At 53.1% G+C, this 15,129-nt stretch carries 22 protein-coding genes; 16 read left to right on the plus strand and 6 right to left on the minus strand.

Annotation, left to right across the window (positions count from 1 at the left end):
* The first annotated feature begins 3 nt into the window (after positions 1 to 3).
* The 10 genes from secY to KHQ23_RS20400 all read left to right on the plus strand — a co-directional run bounded on the left by secY (position 4) and on the right by KHQ23_RS20400 (position 5,731).
* The gene (secY, locus tag KHQ23_RS20355) at positions 4 to 1,335 is read left to right on the plus strand and encodes a preprotein translocase subunit SecY (RefSeq protein ID WP_002919515.1); all 1,332 of its coding nucleotides are present in this window, start codon (positions 4 to 6) and stop codon (positions 1,333 to 1,335) included.
* A 33-nt stretch (positions 1,336 to 1,368) separates the two neighbouring features.
* Positions 1,369 to 1,485, plus strand: a complete 117-nt coding sequence (gene rpmJ / locus KHQ23_RS20360) for a 50S ribosomal protein L36 (protein ID WP_000868187.1) — start codon at positions 1,369 to 1,371, stop codon at positions 1,483 to 1,485.
* 146 nt (positions 1,486 to 1,631) lie between these two features.
* On the plus strand, positions 1,632 to 1,988 hold the full coding sequence (gene rpsM / locus KHQ23_RS20365) for a 30S ribosomal protein S13 (RefSeq protein WP_002919259.1): 357 nt from the start codon (positions 1,632 to 1,634) through the stop codon (positions 1,986 to 1,988).
* A gap of 16 nt (positions 1,989 to 2,004) precedes the next feature.
* On the plus strand, positions 2,005 to 2,394 hold the full coding sequence (gene rpsK / locus KHQ23_RS20370) for a 30S ribosomal protein S11 (protein ID WP_002919257.1): 390 nt from the start codon (positions 2,005 to 2,007) through the stop codon (positions 2,392 to 2,394).
* Positions 2,395 to 2,427: 33 nt separating this feature from the next.
* Positions 2,428 to 3,048, plus strand: coding sequence for a 30S ribosomal protein S4 (gene rpsD, locus KHQ23_RS20375; RefSeq protein ID WP_002919224.1), 621 nt, complete (start codon positions 2,428 to 2,430; stop codon positions 3,046 to 3,048).
* 25 nt (positions 3,049 to 3,073) lie between these two features.
* A complete protein-coding gene (locus KHQ23_RS20380; RefSeq protein WP_002919219.1) occupies positions 3,074 to 4,063 on the plus strand; it encodes a DNA-directed RNA polymerase subunit alpha in 990 nt (329 codons plus the stop codon).
* A 40-nt stretch (positions 4,064 to 4,103) separates the two neighbouring features.
* A complete protein-coding gene (rplQ, locus tag KHQ23_RS20385) occupies positions 4,104 to 4,490 on the plus strand; it encodes a 50S ribosomal protein L17 (protein WP_002919206.1) in 387 nt (128 codons plus the stop codon).
* Between the two features lie 108 nt (positions 4,491 to 4,598).
* Positions 4,599 to 4,967, plus strand: coding sequence for a DUF1992 domain-containing protein (locus KHQ23_RS20390; RefSeq protein WP_002919204.1), 369 nt, complete (start codon positions 4,599 to 4,601; stop codon positions 4,965 to 4,967).
* Between the two features lie 2 nt (positions 4,968 to 4,969).
* Positions 4,970 to 5,395 (plus strand): Zn(2+)-responsive transcriptional regulator, encoded by a 426-nt coding sequence (gene zntR / locus KHQ23_RS20395; protein ID WP_004185894.1) that lies wholly within the window; start codon positions 4,970 to 4,972, stop codon positions 5,393 to 5,395.
* Positions 5,396 to 5,452: 57 nt separating this feature from the next.
* Positions 5,453 to 5,731: an alternative ribosome-rescue factor A gene (locus tag KHQ23_RS20400; RefSeq protein WP_004188380.1), complete on the plus strand. Its 279-nt coding sequence runs from the start codon at positions 5,453 to 5,455 to the stop codon at positions 5,729 to 5,731.
* On the opposite strand, the gene mscL is transcribed toward KHQ23_RS20400, so the two are convergent.
* The 5 genes from mscL to def form a co-directional block, all read right to left on the minus strand.
* Positions 5,667 to 6,080 carry a large-conductance mechanosensitive channel protein MscL gene (mscL, locus tag KHQ23_RS20405; protein ID WP_004145325.1) on the minus strand — a complete coding sequence of 138 codons (414 nt, stop codon included), beginning with the start codon at positions 6,078 to 6,080 and terminating at the stop codon, positions 5,667 to 5,669. The genes KHQ23_RS20400 and mscL overlap by 65 nt on opposite strands.
* Positions 6,081 to 6,220: 140 nt before the next feature.
* A complete protein-coding gene (trkA, locus tag KHQ23_RS20410; RefSeq protein ID WP_002919153.1) occupies positions 6,221 to 7,597 on the minus strand; it encodes a Trk system potassium transporter TrkA in 1,377 nt (458 codons plus the stop codon).
* Between the two features lie 13 nt (positions 7,598 to 7,610).
* A complete protein-coding gene (gene rsmB / locus KHQ23_RS20415; RefSeq protein WP_020804222.1) occupies positions 7,611 to 8,906 on the minus strand; it encodes a 16S rRNA (cytosine(967)-C(5))-methyltransferase RsmB in 1,296 nt (431 codons plus the stop codon).
* Positions 8,907 to 8,958: 52 nt separating this feature from the next.
* Entirely contained in the window at positions 8,959 to 9,906 is a 948-nt protein-coding gene (gene fmt / locus KHQ23_RS20420; RefSeq protein ID WP_004150007.1) for a methionyl-tRNA formyltransferase, read from the minus strand.
* A 14-nt stretch (positions 9,907 to 9,920) separates the two neighbouring features.
* Positions 9,921 to 10,430, minus strand: a complete 510-nt coding sequence (def, locus tag KHQ23_RS20425) for a peptide deformylase (protein ID WP_004174081.1) — start codon at positions 10,428 to 10,430, stop codon at positions 9,921 to 9,923.
* A 128-nt stretch (positions 10,431 to 10,558) separates the two neighbouring features.
* Here def and dprA point away from each other — a divergent pair, with 128 nt between their 5' ends.
* From dprA to KHQ23_RS20455, 6 genes are read left to right on the plus strand one after another with little or no spacing between them, the layout of a single operon-like run.
* On the plus strand, positions 10,559 to 11,683 hold the full coding sequence (gene dprA / locus KHQ23_RS20430) for a DNA-protecting protein DprA (RefSeq protein WP_016530584.1): 1,125 nt from the start codon (positions 10,559 to 10,561) through the stop codon (positions 11,681 to 11,683).
* Positions 11,655 to 12,128 carry a DUF494 family protein Smg gene (smg, locus tag KHQ23_RS20435; protein ID WP_002919137.1) on the plus strand — a complete coding sequence of 158 codons (474 nt, stop codon included), beginning with the start codon at positions 11,655 to 11,657 and terminating at the stop codon, positions 12,126 to 12,128. The genes dprA and smg overlap by 29 nt, the downstream gene beginning before the upstream one ends.
* 26 nt (positions 12,129 to 12,154) lie before the next feature.
* Positions 12,155 to 12,697 (plus strand): type I DNA topoisomerase, encoded by a 543-nt coding sequence (locus KHQ23_RS20440; RefSeq protein WP_004145330.1) that lies wholly within the window; start codon positions 12,155 to 12,157, stop codon positions 12,695 to 12,697.
* Between the two features lie 4 nt (positions 12,698 to 12,701).
* Positions 12,702 to 13,274, plus strand: coding sequence for an L-threonylcarbamoyladenylate synthase type 1 TsaC (gene tsaC / locus KHQ23_RS20445; RefSeq protein WP_020804221.1), 573 nt, complete (start codon positions 12,702 to 12,704; stop codon positions 13,272 to 13,274).
* A 3-nt stretch (positions 13,275 to 13,277) separates the two neighbouring features.
* On the plus strand, positions 13,278 to 14,096 hold the full coding sequence (gene aroE, locus KHQ23_RS20450) for a shikimate dehydrogenase (RefSeq protein WP_002919126.1): 819 nt from the start codon (positions 13,278 to 13,280) through the stop codon (positions 14,094 to 14,096).
* On the plus strand, positions 14,093 to 14,350 hold the full coding sequence (locus KHQ23_RS20455) for a DUF1488 domain-containing protein (RefSeq protein WP_020804218.1): 258 nt from the start codon (positions 14,093 to 14,095) through the stop codon (positions 14,348 to 14,350). The genes aroE and KHQ23_RS20455 overlap by 4 nt, the downstream gene beginning before the upstream one ends.
* Here KHQ23_RS20455 and KHQ23_RS20460 read toward each other — a convergent pair.
* Positions 14,326 to 14,880 carry a gamma carbonic anhydrase family protein gene (locus KHQ23_RS20460; protein ID WP_002919123.1) on the minus strand — a complete coding sequence of 185 codons (555 nt, stop codon included), beginning with the start codon at positions 14,878 to 14,880 and terminating at the stop codon, positions 14,326 to 14,328. The genes KHQ23_RS20455 and KHQ23_RS20460 overlap by 25 nt on opposite strands.
* Positions 14,881 to 15,129 lie beyond the last annotated feature (249 nt).

Here is a 15,129-nt window from a genome sequence, read left to right on the forward strand (position 1 = left end):
CAGATGGCTAAACAACCGGGATTAGATTTTCAAAGTGCCAAAGGTGGCCTTGGCGAACTGAAACGCAGACTTCTGTTTGTGGTCGGTGCGCTGATAGTGTTCCGTATTGGCTCTTTTATTCCGATCCCTGGTATTGATGCCGCTGTACTTGCCAAACTGCTTGAGCAACAGCGAGGCACCATCATTGAAATGTTCAACATGTTCTCTGGTGGTGCTCTCAGCCGTGCTTCTATCTTTGCGCTGGGGATTATGCCGTACATTTCGGCATCGATCATCGTGCAGCTGCTGACGGTGGTTTATCAACCGCTGGCGGAACTGAAGAAAGAAGGGGAGTCTGGTCGTCGTAAGATCAGCCAGTACACCCGCTACGGTACTCTGGTGCTGGCGATATTCCAGTCGATCGGTATTGCTACCGGTCTGCCGAATATGCCTGGTATGCAAGGCCTGGTGATTAATCCAGGCTTTGCATTCTATTTCACCGCTGTTGTCAGTCTGGTCACAGGGACTATGTTCCTGATGTGGCTCGGCGAACAGATCACTGAACGTGGTATCGGTAACGGTATCTCGATCATTATCTTCGCCGGTATCGTTGCGGGACTCCCGCCGGCCATCGCCCATACTATCGAGCAAGCGCGTCAAGGCGACCTGCACTTCCTCCTGTTGCTGTTGGTTGCAGTATTAGTATTTGCAGTGACCTTCTTTGTTGTATTCGTTGAGCGTGGTCAACGCCGCATTGTGGTAAACTACGCGAAACGTCAACAGGGTCGTCGTGTCTATGCTGCACAGAGCACACATTTACCGCTGAAAGTGAATATGGCGGGGGTAATCCCGGCAATCTTCGCTTCCAGTATTATACTGTTCCCGGCAACCATCACGTCATGGTTCGGGGGTGGTACTGGTTGGAACTGGCTGACAACAATTTCGCTGTATTTGCAGCCTGGGCAACCGCTTTATGTGTTACTCTATGCGTCTGCAATCATCTTCTTCTGTTTCTTCTACACGGCGTTGGTTTTCAACCCGCGTGAAACAGCAGATAACCTGAAGAAGTCCGGTGCATTTGTACCAGGAATTCGTCCGGGAGAGCAAACGGCGAAGTATATCGATAAAGTGATGACTCGCCTGACTCTGGTTGGTGCGTTGTACATTACTTTTATCTGCCTGATCCCGGAGTTCATGCGTGACGCGATGAAAGTGCCGTTCTACTTCGGTGGGACCTCGCTGCTTATCGTTGTTGTCGTGATTATGGACTTTATGGCTCAAGTGCAAACTCTGATGATGTCCAGTCAGTATGAGTCTGCATTGAAGAAGGCGAACCTGAAAGGCTACGGCCGTTAAAACTGGTCGCCCGAGAAGTTACGGAGAGTAAAAATGAAAGTTCGTGCTTCCGTCAAGAAATTATGCCGTAACTGCAAAATCGTTAAGCGTGATGGTGTCATCCGTGTGATTTGCAGTGCCGAGCCGAAGCATAAACAGCGCCAAGGCTGATTTTTTCGCATATTTTTCTTGCAAAGTTGGATTGAGCTGGCTAGATTAGCCAGCCAATCTTTTGTATGTCTGTACGTTTCCATTTGAGTATCCTGAAAACGGGCTTTTCAGCATGGTGCGTACATATTAAATAGTAGGAGTGCATAGTGGCCCGTATAGCAGGCATTAACATTCCTGATCACAAACATACCGTTATCGCTTTAACCGCTATTTTCGGTATCGGCAAAACCCGTTCTAAAGCCATCTGCGCTGAAACGGGCATCGCTGAAAATGTTAAGATCAGTGAGCTGTCTGAAGAACAAATTGATATTCTGCGTGAAGCAGTAGGTAAATTTGTCGTTGAAGGTGATCTGCGCCGTGAAATCACCCTGAGCATCAAGCGTCTGATGGACCTTGGTTGCTACCGTGGTTTGCGTCATCGTCGTGGTCTCCCGGTTCGCGGTCAGCGTACCAAGACCAACGCACGTACCCGTAAGGGTCCGCGTAAACCGATCAAGAAATAATCGGGGTGATTGAATAATGGCAAAGGCACCAATTCGTGCACGTAAGCGTGTAAGAAAACAAGTCTCTGACGGCGTGGCTCATATCCATGCTTCTTTTAACAACACCATCGTTACCATCACTGATCGTCAGGGTAACGCACTGGGTTGGGCAACAGCCGGTGGTTCCGGTTTCCGTGGTTCTCGCAAATCCACTCCGTTCGCAGCTCAGGTTGCAGCAGAGCGTTGCGCAGAAGCCGTAAAAGAATACGGCATCAAGAATCTGGAAGTTATGGTCAAAGGTCCGGGTCCGGGTCGCGAATCTACCATTCGTGCACTGAACGCCGCTGGTTTCCGCATCACTAATATTACTGATGTGACTCCGATCCCTCATAACGGTTGTCGTCCGCCGAAAAAACGTCGCGTATAACGCTGCGTTTTCCAGGTTAGTTGGAGAAAGAAAATGGCAAGATATTTGGGTCCTAAGCTCAAGCTGAGCCGTCGTGAGGGCACCGACTTATTCCTTAAGTCTGGCGTTCGCGCGATCGATACCAAGTGTAAAATTGAACAAGCTCCTGGCCAGCACGGTGCGCGTAAGCCGCGTCTGTCTGACTATGGTGTGCAGTTGCGTGAAAAGCAAAAAGTTCGCCGTATGTACGGTGTGCTGGAGCGTCAGTTCCGTAACTACTATAAAGAAGCAGCACGTCTGAAAGGCAACACCGGTGAAAACCTGTTGGCTCTGCTGGAAGGTCGTCTGGACAACGTTGTATACCGTATGGGCTTCGGCGCCACTCGTGCTGAAGCACGCCAGCTGGTTAGCCACAAAGCGATTATGGTAAACGGTCGTGTTGTTAACATCGCTTCTTATCAGGTTAAAGCGAATGACGTTGTCAGCATTCGTGAGAAAGCGAAAAAGCAATCTCGCGTGAAAGCCGCTCTGGAGCTGGCTGAGCAGCGTGAAAAGCCAACCTGGCTGGAAGTTGATGCTGGCAAGATGGAAGGTACGTTCAAGCGTCAGCCGGAGCGTTCTGATCTGTCTGCGGACATTAACGAACACCTGATCGTCGAGCTTTACTCCAAGTAAAGCTTAGTACCAAAGAGAGGACACAATGCAGGGTTCTGTGACAGAGTTTCTAAAACCGCGCCTGGTCGATATCGAGCAAGTGAGTTCGACGCACGCCAAGGTGACCCTTGAGCCTTTAGAGCGTGGCTTCGGCCATACTCTGGGTAACGCACTGCGCCGTATTCTGCTCTCATCGATGCCGGGTTGCGCGGTGACCGAGGTTGAGATTGATGGTGTACTGCACGAGTACAGCACCAAAGAAGGCGTTCAGGAAGACATCCTTGAAATCCTGCTCAACCTGAAAGGGCTGGCGGTGAGAGTTCAGGGTAAAGATGAAGTCATCCTTACTTTGAATAAATCTGGCATTGGCCCTGTGACCGCAGCCGACATTACCCACGACGGTGATGTCGAAATCGTCAAGCCGCAGCACGTGATTTGCCACCTGACTGATGAGAACGCTGCTATTAGCATGCGTATCAAAGTTCAGCGCGGTCGCGGTTATGTGCCGGCTTCTGCCCGAATTCATTCGGAAGAAGATGAGCGCCCAATCGGCCGTCTGCTGGTCGACGCCTGCTACAGCCCTGTAGAGCGTATTGCCTACAATGTTGAAGCTGCGCGTGTAGAACAGCGTACCGACCTGGACAAGCTGGTCATCGAAATGGAAACCAACGGCACAATCGATCCTGAAGAGGCGATTCGTCGTGCGGCAACCATCCTGGCTGAACAACTGGAAGCTTTTGTTGACCTACGTGATGTACGTCAGCCAGAAGTGAAAGAAGAGAAACCAGAATTCGATCCGATCCTGCTGCGCCCTGTTGACGATCTGGAATTGACTGTCCGCTCTGCTAACTGCCTCAAGGCAGAAGCTATCCACTATATCGGTGATCTGGTACAGCGTACCGAGGTTGAGTTGCTGAAAACGCCGAACCTGGGTAAAAAATCTCTTACTGAGATTAAAGACGTGCTGGCTTCCCGTGGACTGTCTCTGGGCATGCGCCTGGAAAACTGGCCACCAGCAAGCATTGCTGACGAGTAACCGGATCACAGGTTAAGGTTTTACTGAGAAGGATAAGGTCATGCGCCATCGTAAGAGTGGTCGTCAACTGAACCGCAACAGCAGCCATCGCCAGGCTATGTTCCGTAACATGGCAGGTTCGCTGGTTCGTCATGAAATCATCAAGACGACCCTGCCGAAAGCGAAAGAACTGCGTCGCGTAGTTGAGCCGCTGATTACTCTTGCCAAGACTGATAGCGTTGCTAATCGTCGTCTGGCATTCGCCCGCACTCGTGATAACGAGATCGTGGCAAAACTGTTTAACGAGCTGGGCCCGCGTTTCGCGAGCCGCGCCGGTGGTTACACTCGCATTCTGAAGTGTGGCTTCCGTGCAGGCGACAACGCGCCGATGGCATACATCGAGCTGGTTGATCGTGCTGAGCCGAAAGCAGAAGCTGCTGCAGAGTAATCTGTAGTAACGTAAAAAAACCCGCCCTGGCGGGTTTTTTTATATCTACCCCATCCCCATTTCACTACACTATCTGTACTCTTTTTGTTCATCCCCTGGAGCCGTAGAATGTGGTTGCTGGATCAGTGGGCGGAACGTCATATCCTCGATGCCCAAACCAAAGGTGAGTTCGATAATTTACCCGGCAGCGGAGAACCGCTGACTCTCGATGACGATTCACATGTGCCGGCGGAGTTGCGGGCAGGCTATCGCCTTCTGAAAAATGCAGGATGTCTTCCTCCGGAACTGGAGCAACGCAAAGAAGCGTTGGCTCTGGCAGACTTACTGAACGGCGTCCGTCAGGACGATCCGCGTCATGCCGAACTTAGCAAACGCCTTGCCCTGCTCGAGCTGAAGTTACGTCAGGCAGGTCTGAACACCGACTTTTTACGCGGTGAGTACGCCGATGCGTTGCTGCAAAAAATAAATCAGGAGTAAATATGTATCGTATTGGTGAATTGGCAAAACTGGCTGACGTGACGCCTGATACCATCCGCTACTATGAAAAGCAGCAGATGATGGATCATGACATACGCACCGAGGGAGGATTTCGTCTGTACTCGGATAACGATCTTCAACGGCTGCGCTTTATTCGTTATGCCCGACAACTGGGTTTCACCCTGGAAGCGATCCGCGAATTATTGTCGATCCGCATCGATCCGGAGCATCATACCTGTCAGGAGTCGAAAGGGATCGTTCAGGCGCGATTAAGTGAAGTCGAGGCGCGGATTAAAGAGCTACAGACGATGCGCCGCTCTCTGCAGCGGCTCAACGATGCCTGTTGCGGCACTGCCCACAGCAGCGTTTACTGTTCTATCCTTGAGGCCCTTGAACAAGGGGCCAGCAACGGCAATGGCGGACGTTGATTTTTTAAACGCGCGGATCTACACTCGCGTCGAGTTTATACATATACCGGAGTAACTATGAGTCGCTATCAGCATACTAAAGGACAAATTAAAGATAACGCCATTGAGGCACTTCTCCACGATCCGTTATTTAGGCAGCGCGTAGAGAAAAACAAGAAAGGGAAAGGAAGCTATCAACGTAAAGATAAACATGCAGGAAGGGTTGATCGGGAGGCCAGTGGCAAGCAAGCGAATCGCTTTTTTACCACTGGCCTTCTGCTTTCTCTGCTGATTAAGAACGGTTGTTTTGTTCTTTCAGCAGATCGCGAATTTCGCTCAGCAGAACTTCTTCTTTAGAGGGAGCTGGCGGTGCCGCCGGAGCCTCTTCTTTCTTACGATTTAACTTATTCATCAATTTAATCGCCATGAAGATGGCAAACGCGACGATGATGAAATCGAAAACGTTCTGAATGAATACCCCATAATGCATCACCACAGCCGGGACATCGCCCTGGGCATCACGTAGCGTGACGGCAAACTGTTTAAAATCGATCCCGCCAATCAACAGGCCGAGTGGCGGCATAATAATATCCGCGACCAGTGATGAAACAATTTTACCGAATGCTGCACCGATGATCACACCTACTGCCAAATCGACAACGTTCCCGCGCATCGCGAATTCGCGAAACTCTTTTAAAAAACTCATTTTATTCTCCTTGTGCCAGCTGACGTTGTAAGTTTAACAAATGTATTTTCATTTGCCATTCCCAGCAGATAGTTACTGCAAAATATTAACCTTTGAATAATAAGGGATAATAAAAAGGCGCCTGTTCGGCGCCCTGGGAATTACAGGAAGAAAGGACTTGGCTGGAACAGCCTTTCGACATCGGAAATAAACTTCTTATCGGTCAAAAACATGATCACATGGTCGCCCTGCTCGATCCGTAGATTATTATTGGCGATCATCACGTCATTGCCCCGCACGACGGCGCCGATGATCGTGCCCGGTGGAAGTTTGATCTCATCGATCGAACGCCCGACTACCCGGGAGGTGCTCTCATCGCCGTGCGCGACTGCCTCGATCGCTTCTGCAACGCCGCGGCGCAAGGAGGAGACGCCGACAATATCGGCTTTACGGACATGACTGAGGAGTGCGGAAATTGTGGCCTGCTGAGGCGAAATCGCAATATCGATGACGCTACCCTGGACCAGATCCACGTAGGCTCTGCGCTGGATTAGCACCATCACTTTTTTCGCGCCCATTCGCTTGGCCAACATAGCCGACATAATATTGGCTTCGTCGTCGTTAGTGACGGCAATAAACAGGTCCACCTGGTCAATATGCTCTTCAGCCAACAGCTCCTGGTCCGATGCATCCCCGTAGAAGACGATAGTATGCTGCAGCTTTTCCGCCAGCTCAGCGGCTCGCTGCTGATTACGTTCGATAAGCTTAACGCTGTAATCTTTTTCCAGCTTATGGGCCAGACCCGCGCCAATATTGCCCCCGCCGACCAGCATAATACGCTTATACGGCTTTTCCAGTCGCTGCAGTTCGCTCATGACCGCGCGAATATGCTGCGAGGCGGCAATAAAGAAGACTTCATCTCCGGCCTCGACAATCGTCGAGCCCTGCGGGCGGATGGGGCGATCGTGGCGGAAAATGGCGGCCACGCGCGTATCGATATGCGGCATATGCTCCCGCATAGTGGATAAGGCATTCCCCACCAGCGGGCCACCATAATAGGCTTTTACTACCGCGAGACTGACTTTTCCTTCTGCGAAGTTCACGACCTGCAGCGCGCCGGGATATTCGATCAGACGGTGGATGTTGTCGATGACCAGTTGTTCCGGAGCGATTAAGTGATCGATGGGTACCGCTTCAGAGTTGAAGAGCTTTTCCGCATCACGAACGTAATCAGGCGCACGAATACGCGCTATGCGGTTTGGCGTATTGAACAATGAATAAGCGACCTGGCAGGCCACCATGTTGGTTTCGTCCGAACTAGTGACCGCTACCAGCATATCGGCATCATCGGCCCCCGCCTCACGCAGTACGCGAGGGTGAGAGCCATGCCCCTGGACGACACGCAGGTCGAACTTATCCTGCAGGCTGCGCAGACGGTCGCCATTGGTATCAACCAGCGTAATATCATTGTTCTCGCCGACGAGGTTTTCCGCCAGCGTGCCGCCGACCTGGCCGGCGCCCAGAATAATAATCTTCATCTGCAGTAACCCATTAGTTCCGACGTTTGATTAGCTTAGCGTAAAAGAAGCCATCACCTTCTTCCACGCCCGGCAGATTTTGCTGCCCGGGGCTCGCCGGCGTGCCGGTTGCGTGAAGTTCTGCATCCGGAGTTCGCGCGAGGAAGGCGGCAATTTGCTGACTGTTCTCTTCCGGCAGAATAGAACAGGTTGCGTAAACCAGCGTGCCGCCTGGCTTCAGGTGCCCCCAGATGGCATTGAGGATCTCGGCCTGCAGTTGGGCTAACTCGGCGATATCCCGATCCCGGCGCAGCCATTTGATATCCGGATGGCGGCGAATAACGCCGGTTGCGGAGCAGGGGGCATCCAGCAGAATACGATCGAACTGCTCATTGCCACACCACTGCTCAGGGAAGCGGCCATCGCCCTGCTTGACTTCGGCTTTCATGCCCAGCCGTTTCAGGTTGTCATAGACGCGGGACAGACGCTGTTCATCAATATCCACTGCCATAACCTGAGCCTGGGGAGCGACTTCCAGAATATGCGTCGTCTTCCCGCCCGGTGCGGCGCAGAGATCGAGAATGCGTTCGCCGTTTTCCGGCTGCAGATAACGTATACAGCCCTGGGCCGAGGCGTCCTGGACGGTCACCCAGCCTTCGGCAAAGCCTGGTAACGCGTGGACCGGGGCAGGGGTGGCCAGGCGTACGGCGTCCGGATAATCAGGGTGGGTAAAGCCCTCTAAACCGGCCTCGTTAAGCAGGGCAAGCCACTCATCCCGGGAATGATGGTTGCGGTTAACGCGCAGCCACATCGGCGGACGCTGGTTGTTCGCCTCGACGATCTCCTGCCACTGCTCCGGCCAGGCCTGCTGCAGGCGTTTCAGCAGCCATTTGGGATGAAGATAGCGGTTTTCATGCTCAGCAAATTCGGCTAACAACGCTTCCTGCTGGCGCTGGAACTGGCGTAGCACGCCGTTGATTAGCCCTTTAAGCTGCGGGCGTTTAATGGCCACCGCGCCTTCTACCGTTTCCGCCAGCGCGGCGTGTGGTGGAATGCGGGTGTAGAGTAACTGATAGAGACCAACCATGATCAGAAAGTGCACGGTGCGCTGTTTGCCGGTCATCGGACGCGCCATTAGCTTGCTGATAAGCCACTCCAGCTGGCTTAGAGTACGTAGTACACCAAAGCACAACTCCTGCAGTAGCGCTTTATCTTTATCGCTGACTTTCTGCTGTAGAGGGGGCAGTACGTTGCTTAAAGACTGCCCTTTTTCAACAACTTGCTCGATAGCCTGGGCGGCCAGGCTGCGTAAATTTATATTCTTTTTCATAAGCGCAAAAATAAAAATGCCCGGCGAACCCGGGCTTCAGAAGAGACGACCGTCAGGCGAGACGGGTGCCAGGGATAAACCACTCCCGGCGGGAATTGAGTAAGTCCTGGGCGCTCATCGCTTTTTTACCCGCAGGCTGTAGCGACTCCAGGCTGAGGATCCCATCCCCCGTGGCGACCTGAATACCCTGTTTGGTTGCTGCCACGATAGTACCCGGTTCGGCGTGAGCGGCTTCGGCGATGACCGATGCTCGCCACACTTTTACCGGTTGTCCGTCAATTTCCAGCCAGCTCATTGGCCACGGATTAAACGCGCGGATGCAGCGTTCCAACTGCGCAGCGGAAAGCGACCAATCGATACGAGCCTCTTCTTTACTCAGTTTTTCGGCATGGCACACCAGCGATTCATCTTGTACTTCAGGCCGTGCGGTGCCGTTGGCCAGCTGGGCTAACGTTGCCAGCAGCCCCTGAGGGCCGAGCTCGGCCAGCTTATCGTACAGGCTGCCGCTGGTATCCTCTGCGGTAATGGGACAGGAAAGCTTATACAGCATATCCCCCGTATCAAGGCCGACGTCCATCTGCATGATGGTTACGCCAGTTTCGCTATCCCCCGCCCACAGTGAACGCTGAATAGGCGCTGCGCCACGCCAGCGCGGTAGCAGCGAGCCGTGAACGTTGATACAGCCCAGACGGGGCATCTCCAGCACCGCTTTAGGCAGAATCAGACCGTACGCCACTACCACCATAATATCGGCGCCGAGATCGGCGACTAACCGCTGGTTATCCTGCGGACGCAGGGAGGATGGCTGGAACACAGGTAAGTTATGGGCTTCTGCCAGTACTTTTACCGGGCTTGGCATCAATTTTTTGCCGCGACCAGCAGGGCGATCAGGCTGAGTGAATACGCCAACAACCTGATGTTCAGACGACAGCAGCGCATCAAGATGACGCGCTGCAAAATCAGGGGTGCCGGCGAAAATGATACGTAGTGATTGTGACACGGTATTCCTTGTTATCAGGCACGGGAACGTAAACGATCCAGTTTCTCTACCTTCTGACGAATGCGCTGTTGTTTGAGTGGTGACAGATAGTCAATAAACAGTTTGCCGACCAGGTGATCCATTTCATGCTGGATACAGATAGCCAGCAGGCCATCGGCCTCCAGTTCAAACGGCTTACCATCGCGATCCAGTGCGCGGATCTTCACTTTTTCCGCACGCGGCACCAGGGCGCGCTGTTCAGGAATGGACAAGCAGCCTTCTTCAATACCGGTTTCGCCATCTTTCTCCAGCATTTCCGGGTTAATTAATACCAGCTGCTCTTCACGATTTTCCGACACATCAATAACGATAATGCGCTGATGGATATCGACCTGGGTTGCGGCCAGACCAATGCCTTCCTCGGCGTACATGGTGTCGAACATATCATCGACGATACGCTGAATTTCCGCATTCACTTCTTTGACCGGCTCGGCGACTTTGCGAAGGCGCTCGTCCGGAATATGTAACACTTGCAAAACTGCCATAAAGTTCCAGAGTCGTATTCAGGAGTTGATAAGATTATTAGCTCTATTCTAGACAAAACCCCCTGCAATTGACAGTCTCACTGTCCAATCGCAAAGATTGTCAATACCGCTTATGGCAGGGGGTAAGGATGACGCCCGACGAGATTTGGCTGCGGCTGATGAAGGTCAGTAGCTTGTATGGCGACAGGATGGTAGAGATCGCTCAGCGCTTATGCGCAGCCGCCAGCGTTGATCGTGAAGCGCTGCATGCCGTCGGGATGACCGCGGCGCAGGCAAAGTTATTTTTCCGGCTTGACGAGCATGAGCTTGACGAGACGCGGCGCTGGCTGGAACAACCGGATCATCATTTGTTACGGGGTGACGATCCGCGCTATCCATTGCGGTTAAAGGCTATCGCTGATTACCCCGGCGCGTTGCTGGTCAGCGGCGGCCTCGCCCTGCTTCACAGCGCGCAGCTTGCCGTTATTGGCAGTCGCTCGCACTCCTGGTATGGCGCCTGCTGGGGGAAACTGTTTAGCGAAACGCTGGCGCATAAAGGGATTACCATCACCAGTGGGCTGGCGTTAGGCATTGACGGGGTCGCGCACCGCGGCGCGCTGGCGGCGGAGGGTAAAACTATCGCGGTACTGGGCAATGGGCTGAGTCAGGTTTATCCGCGGCGCCATGCAACTCTCGCCCGGCAGATCATCGACAATGGCGGTACGCTGGTATCTGAATTTCCACTTGTTACGCCGCCGCTTCCCGCACATTTCCCCAGGCGCAACCGGATTATCAGCGGCTTAAGCCTGGGCGTGCTGGTGATTGAGGCGGCGTTGCGAAGCGGATCGCTGGTCACCGTCCGCTGCGCCCTGGAGCAGGGAAGGGATGTGTTCGCCCTGCCTGGCCCGATAGGCAATCCGGGATCGGAAGGCCCGCACTGGTTAATTAAGCAAGGCGCGGTGCCAGTGACCTCGCCAGAGGATATTGTGGAATACTGGCATAACGAGCTGGCCTGGCTGACTGATACGTCTGATTCGATAAATATTTGCGTCGATCAGCCGTCTGTAGCATTGCCATTTCCGGAGCTCCTGGCTAACGTAGGAGATGAGGTAACACCTGTTGACGTTGTCGCTGAACGTGCCGGCCAATCTGTGCCAGTAACCGTAGCTCAGCTACTTGAACTGGAGTTAGCAGGCTGGATCGCAGCTGTACCCGGCGGCTATGTCCGATTAAGGAGGGCAAGCCATGTTCGACGTACTCATGTATTTGTTTGAAACTTACATCCATAGCGAAGCAGAAATGCGCGTGGATCAGGACAAACTGACGCGGGATCTTACCGATGCGGGTTTTGAGCGGGAAGACATCTATAACGCGTTAATGTGGCTCGAGAAACTGGCTGATTATCAGGAAGGTCTCGTTGAACCCATGCAGCTCGCTTCCGACCCGCTCTCTCTTCGGGTATATACCGAAGAGGAGTGCCAGCGTCTGGATGCCAGTTGCCGGGGGTTTTTACTCTTCCTCGAGCAGATTCAGGTGTTGAACCTCGAAACGCGAGAAATGGTGATAGAGCGCGTACTGGCGCTGGATACGGCGGAATTTGAGCTGGAAGACCTGAAATGGGTCATCCTGATGGTACTGTTCAATATTCCGGGCTGTGAAAACGCCTATCAGCAAATGGAAGAATTACTCTTCGAAGTAAATGAAGGTATGCTGCATTAATCTTTTTGCAGCAACATCGAGTTGTTATGACCAAATCAGCACTGTTTTCGGTGCGTAAAAATGAGCCCTGCCCGCAGTGCGGGGCCGAACTGGTGATCCGTTCCGGGAAACATGGCCCGTTTCTCGGCTGTTCGCATTATCCGGACTGTGACTATATTCGTCCCCTGAAAAGCCAGGCGGACGGGCATATCGTTAAGGTGCTGGAGGGGCAAGAGTGCCCATCGTGCGGTGCGGTTATGGTGTTACGCCAGGGGCGTTTTGGGATGTTCATTGGCTGTAGCCGCTATCCGGAATGTGAACATACCGAGCTGATTGATAAACCCGATGAGACGGCTATCGCTTGCCCGCAGTGCGGACAAGGCCATCTGGTCCAGCGTCGTTCCCGTTTCGGTAAAACCTTTCACTCCTGCGATCGCTATCCTGATTGCCAGTTCGTTATCAATTTTAAACCGGTGGCGGGCGAATGCCCTGAATGCCATTACCCGCTGTTAATAGAAAAGAAGACGGCGCAGGGGCTCAGACGCTTCTGTGCCAGTAAACAATGTGGAAAGCCGATCCCGGCGGAATAAATCAGTGAACAATAACCTGCCCTCAGAAGCCGTCGCCCATGCCGTGGCGGTCCTGAAAAATGAACATGTCATCGCCTATCCCACCGAAGCCGTGTTTGGCGTCGGCTGCGACCCTGACAGCGAAACGGCCGTTATGCGCCTGCTGGAGCTGAAGCAGCGTCCTGTTGAGAAAGGATTGATCCTTATCGCCGCCAGCTTTGAGCAACTGAAGCCCTATATTGATGATTCACGGTTAAGTGACTCACAGCGGGAAGCCATCTTCTCTTGCTGGCCGGGACCGGTGACGTTTGTATTCCCGGCGCGTCCTGAAACGCCGCGCTGGCTGACTGGACGTTTTGATTCACTGGCCGTACGCGTGACTAACCATCCGCTGGTAATCGAATTGTGCGAAACCTACGGAAAACCACTGGTTTCGACCAGCGCCAATCTCACCGGGCAACCACCGTGCCGTACTACCGCAGAGGTCCATGCTCAGTTTGGCGACAGCTTCCCGGTGGTGGATGGCGCCACGGGCGGCCGGCAAAACCCATCTGAAATCCGTGATGCCCTGACGGGTGAACTGTTCCGCCAGGGGTGAACCATGGAAACCTATGCCGTTTTTGGTAATCCGATCGCGCACAGTAAGTCGCCTGCTATTCATCAGCTGTTTGCCCGCCAGTTAGGAATTACTCATCCTTATGGACGTGTACTGGCGCCGCTGGATGATTTTGTCTCTTCTCTGAATCAGTTCTTTGCAGAAGGAGGAAAGGGGGCCAACGTCACCGTTCCTTTTAAAGAGGAAGCCTTTGCGCGTGCCGACGAACTGACAGAACGCGCAGCGCTGGCGGGAGCAGTAAACACCCTGAAACGCCTGGAAGATGGCCGTTTACTGGGGGACAACACCGACGGTATTGGTCTTCTGAGCGATCTTGAACGCCTGGGATTCATTAAGCCGCGCCAACGGATCCTGCTTGTTGGTGCTGGTGGGGCATCTCGCGGGGTTCTTTTGCCGCTTCTGTCGCTGGGATGCGCCGTCACGATCGTGAATCGCACCTATTCTCGTGCCCGTGAGTTAGCCACTCTCTTCGCCCATACCGGGAGCGTTAGCGCAAGGGAGATGGATACCTTATCCGGGGAAACATTCGATCTGATCGTCAATGCGACGTCCAGTGGAATAGACGGTGATGTACCAGCTATCCCGGCATCTATTGTCAACGCTGACGTATATTGCTATGACATGTTTTACCAGAAAGGGCCGACACCGTTTCTTCACTGGTGCCAGCAATATGGCGCAGTCCACTGTGCCGATGGGCTGGGAATGCTGGTGGCGCAAGCCGCCCATGCTGTTCTGCTATGGCACGGCGTTCTGCCGGCTATCGCTCCGGTCATTGAAACGCTGCAGCAGGAACTGAATGCATGAATCAGGCGATTCAGTTTCCTGACCGGGAATCATGGGATGCCGAACGGCAGGGCGTGGTTTTTCCCGCGCTGGTGAATGGGATGCAATTAACCTGCGCAATTTCAGGGCAAATCATGCAGCAGCGTTTCGGCGCAGAGGGGCCAGCGCAGTGGCTGGCCGCCTTCCAGGAACATCGTTGGGATCTAGAGGAAGAGGCAGAAGCATTGATCCGCGATGGTCAGGAAGATGCTCAGGGCTGGATCTGGTTATCCTGATCCAGGTACTCATTTTTCCATTTCACATAGTTATTTGCTGAATACTTGAGTCCTTCCCGTTCCGCCTCTGTCAGGGGGCGGATCTGTTTGACCGGATTGCCAAAGTAAAGGTAGCCGCTTTCCAGCTGTTTGTTCTGCGGAACCAGACTGCCCGCACCAATCATGACGTCATCGCCAACGACGACACCATCTAATAAGATCGAACCCATACCAACCAGTACGCGGTTGCCGATAGTGCAGCCGTGCAGCATCACTTTATGACCAACAGTTACATCCTCACCAATGATCAGCGGATTTCCCTCCGGCTTATAAGAGGACTTATGGGTCACATGGAGAACGCTACCGTCCTGAATATTGCTGCGTTGACCTATCGATACATAGTTGACGTCGCCGCGAATGGCCACCAGAGGCCAGACGCTGACGTCATCGGCAATTCTGACATCGCCGATGACAACGCTGGATGCGTCAATCATGACGCGAAGACCGATTTGTGGGAAAAATGCTTTGTAGGGGCGCAGCTGAGCAGACATATAGACCTCAAAATACGGGAACGTAAGAAGACTTTGGTGGCTTTTATCTCCCTGTGCAACCCCTGAAAACGGTGAAAATTGAGCAAATCGTGCAATTACACGGCGAAAAGGGTGAAAAATCACCATTCAGAAAAAAAGATCGAAAAAAGGCTTGTGCAAAAAAATGGGATCCCTATAATGCGCACCCACTGACACGGCAGATGTGAATCACTTCACACAAACAGTCGGTTCGGTTGCAGAGAAAAATCC

This window comes from Klebsiella sp. 64 (assembly GCF_018223915.1).
GTDB lineage: Bacteria > Pseudomonadota > Gammaproteobacteria > Enterobacterales > Enterobacteriaceae > Klebsiella > Klebsiella pneumoniae.

What these genes read in the sequence shown, in the direction of transcription:
- smg (WP_002919137.1), top strand. Translation starts at nt 11,655, where the DNA reads ATGTTCGACGTACTCATGTATTTGTTTGAAACTTACATCCATAGCGAA.
- KHQ23_RS20400 (WP_004188380.1), top strand. Translation starts at nt 5,453, where the DNA reads ATGAGTCGCTATCAGCATACTAAAGGACAAATTAAAGATAACGCCATT.
- aroE (WP_002919126.1), top strand. Translation starts at nt 13,278, where the DNA reads ATGGAAACCTATGCCGTTTTTGGTAATCCGATCGCGCACAGTAAGTCG.
- rpmJ (WP_000868187.1), top strand. Translation starts at nt 1,369, where the DNA reads ATGAAAGTTCGTGCTTCCGTCAAGAAATTATGCCGTAACTGCAAAATC.
- dprA (WP_016530584.1), top strand. Translation starts at nt 10,559, where the DNA reads ATGACGCCCGACGAGATTTGGCTGCGGCTGATGAAGGTCAGTAGCTTG.
- rsmB (WP_020804222.1), bottom strand. Translation starts at nt 8,906, where the DNA reads ATGAAAAAGAATATAAATTTACGCAGCCTGGCCGCCCAGGCTATCGAG.
- rpsD (WP_002919224.1), top strand. Translation starts at nt 2,428, where the DNA reads ATGGCAAGATATTTGGGTCCTAAGCTCAAGCTGAGCCGTCGTGAGGGC.
- trkA (WP_002919153.1), bottom strand. Translation starts at nt 7,597, where the DNA reads ATGAAGATTATTATTCTGGGCGCCGGCCAGGTCGGCGGCACGCTGGCG.
- KHQ23_RS20440 (WP_004145330.1), top strand. Translation starts at nt 12,155, where the DNA reads ATGACCAAATCAGCACTGTTTTCGGTGCGTAAAAATGAGCCCTGCCCG.
- def (WP_004174081.1), bottom strand. Translation starts at nt 10,430, where the DNA reads ATGGCAGTTTTGCAAGTGTTACATATTCCGGACGAGCGCCTTCGCAAA.
- KHQ23_RS20460 (WP_002919123.1), bottom strand. Translation starts at nt 14,880, where the DNA reads ATGTCTGCTCAGCTGCGCCCCTACAAAGCATTTTTCCCACAAATCGGT.
- mscL (WP_004145325.1), bottom strand. Translation starts at nt 6,080, where the DNA reads ATGAGTTTTTTAAAAGAGTTTCGCGAATTCGCGATGCGCGGGAACGTT.
- rpsK (WP_002919257.1), top strand. Translation starts at nt 2,005, where the DNA reads ATGGCAAAGGCACCAATTCGTGCACGTAAGCGTGTAAGAAAACAAGTC.
- secY (WP_002919515.1), top strand. Translation starts at nt 4, where the DNA reads ATGGCTAAACAACCGGGATTAGATTTTCAAAGTGCCAAAGGTGGCCTT.
- zntR (WP_004185894.1), top strand. Translation starts at nt 4,970, where the DNA reads ATGTATCGTATTGGTGAATTGGCAAAACTGGCTGACGTGACGCCTGAT.
- KHQ23_RS20380 (WP_002919219.1), top strand. Translation starts at nt 3,074, where the DNA reads ATGCAGGGTTCTGTGACAGAGTTTCTAAAACCGCGCCTGGTCGATATC.
- KHQ23_RS20455 (WP_020804218.1), top strand. Translation starts at nt 14,093, where the DNA reads ATGAATCAGGCGATTCAGTTTCCTGACCGGGAATCATGGGATGCCGAA.
- KHQ23_RS20390 (WP_002919204.1), top strand. Translation starts at nt 4,599, where the DNA reads ATGTGGTTGCTGGATCAGTGGGCGGAACGTCATATCCTCGATGCCCAA.
- rplQ (WP_002919206.1), top strand. Translation starts at nt 4,104, where the DNA reads ATGCGCCATCGTAAGAGTGGTCGTCAACTGAACCGCAACAGCAGCCAT.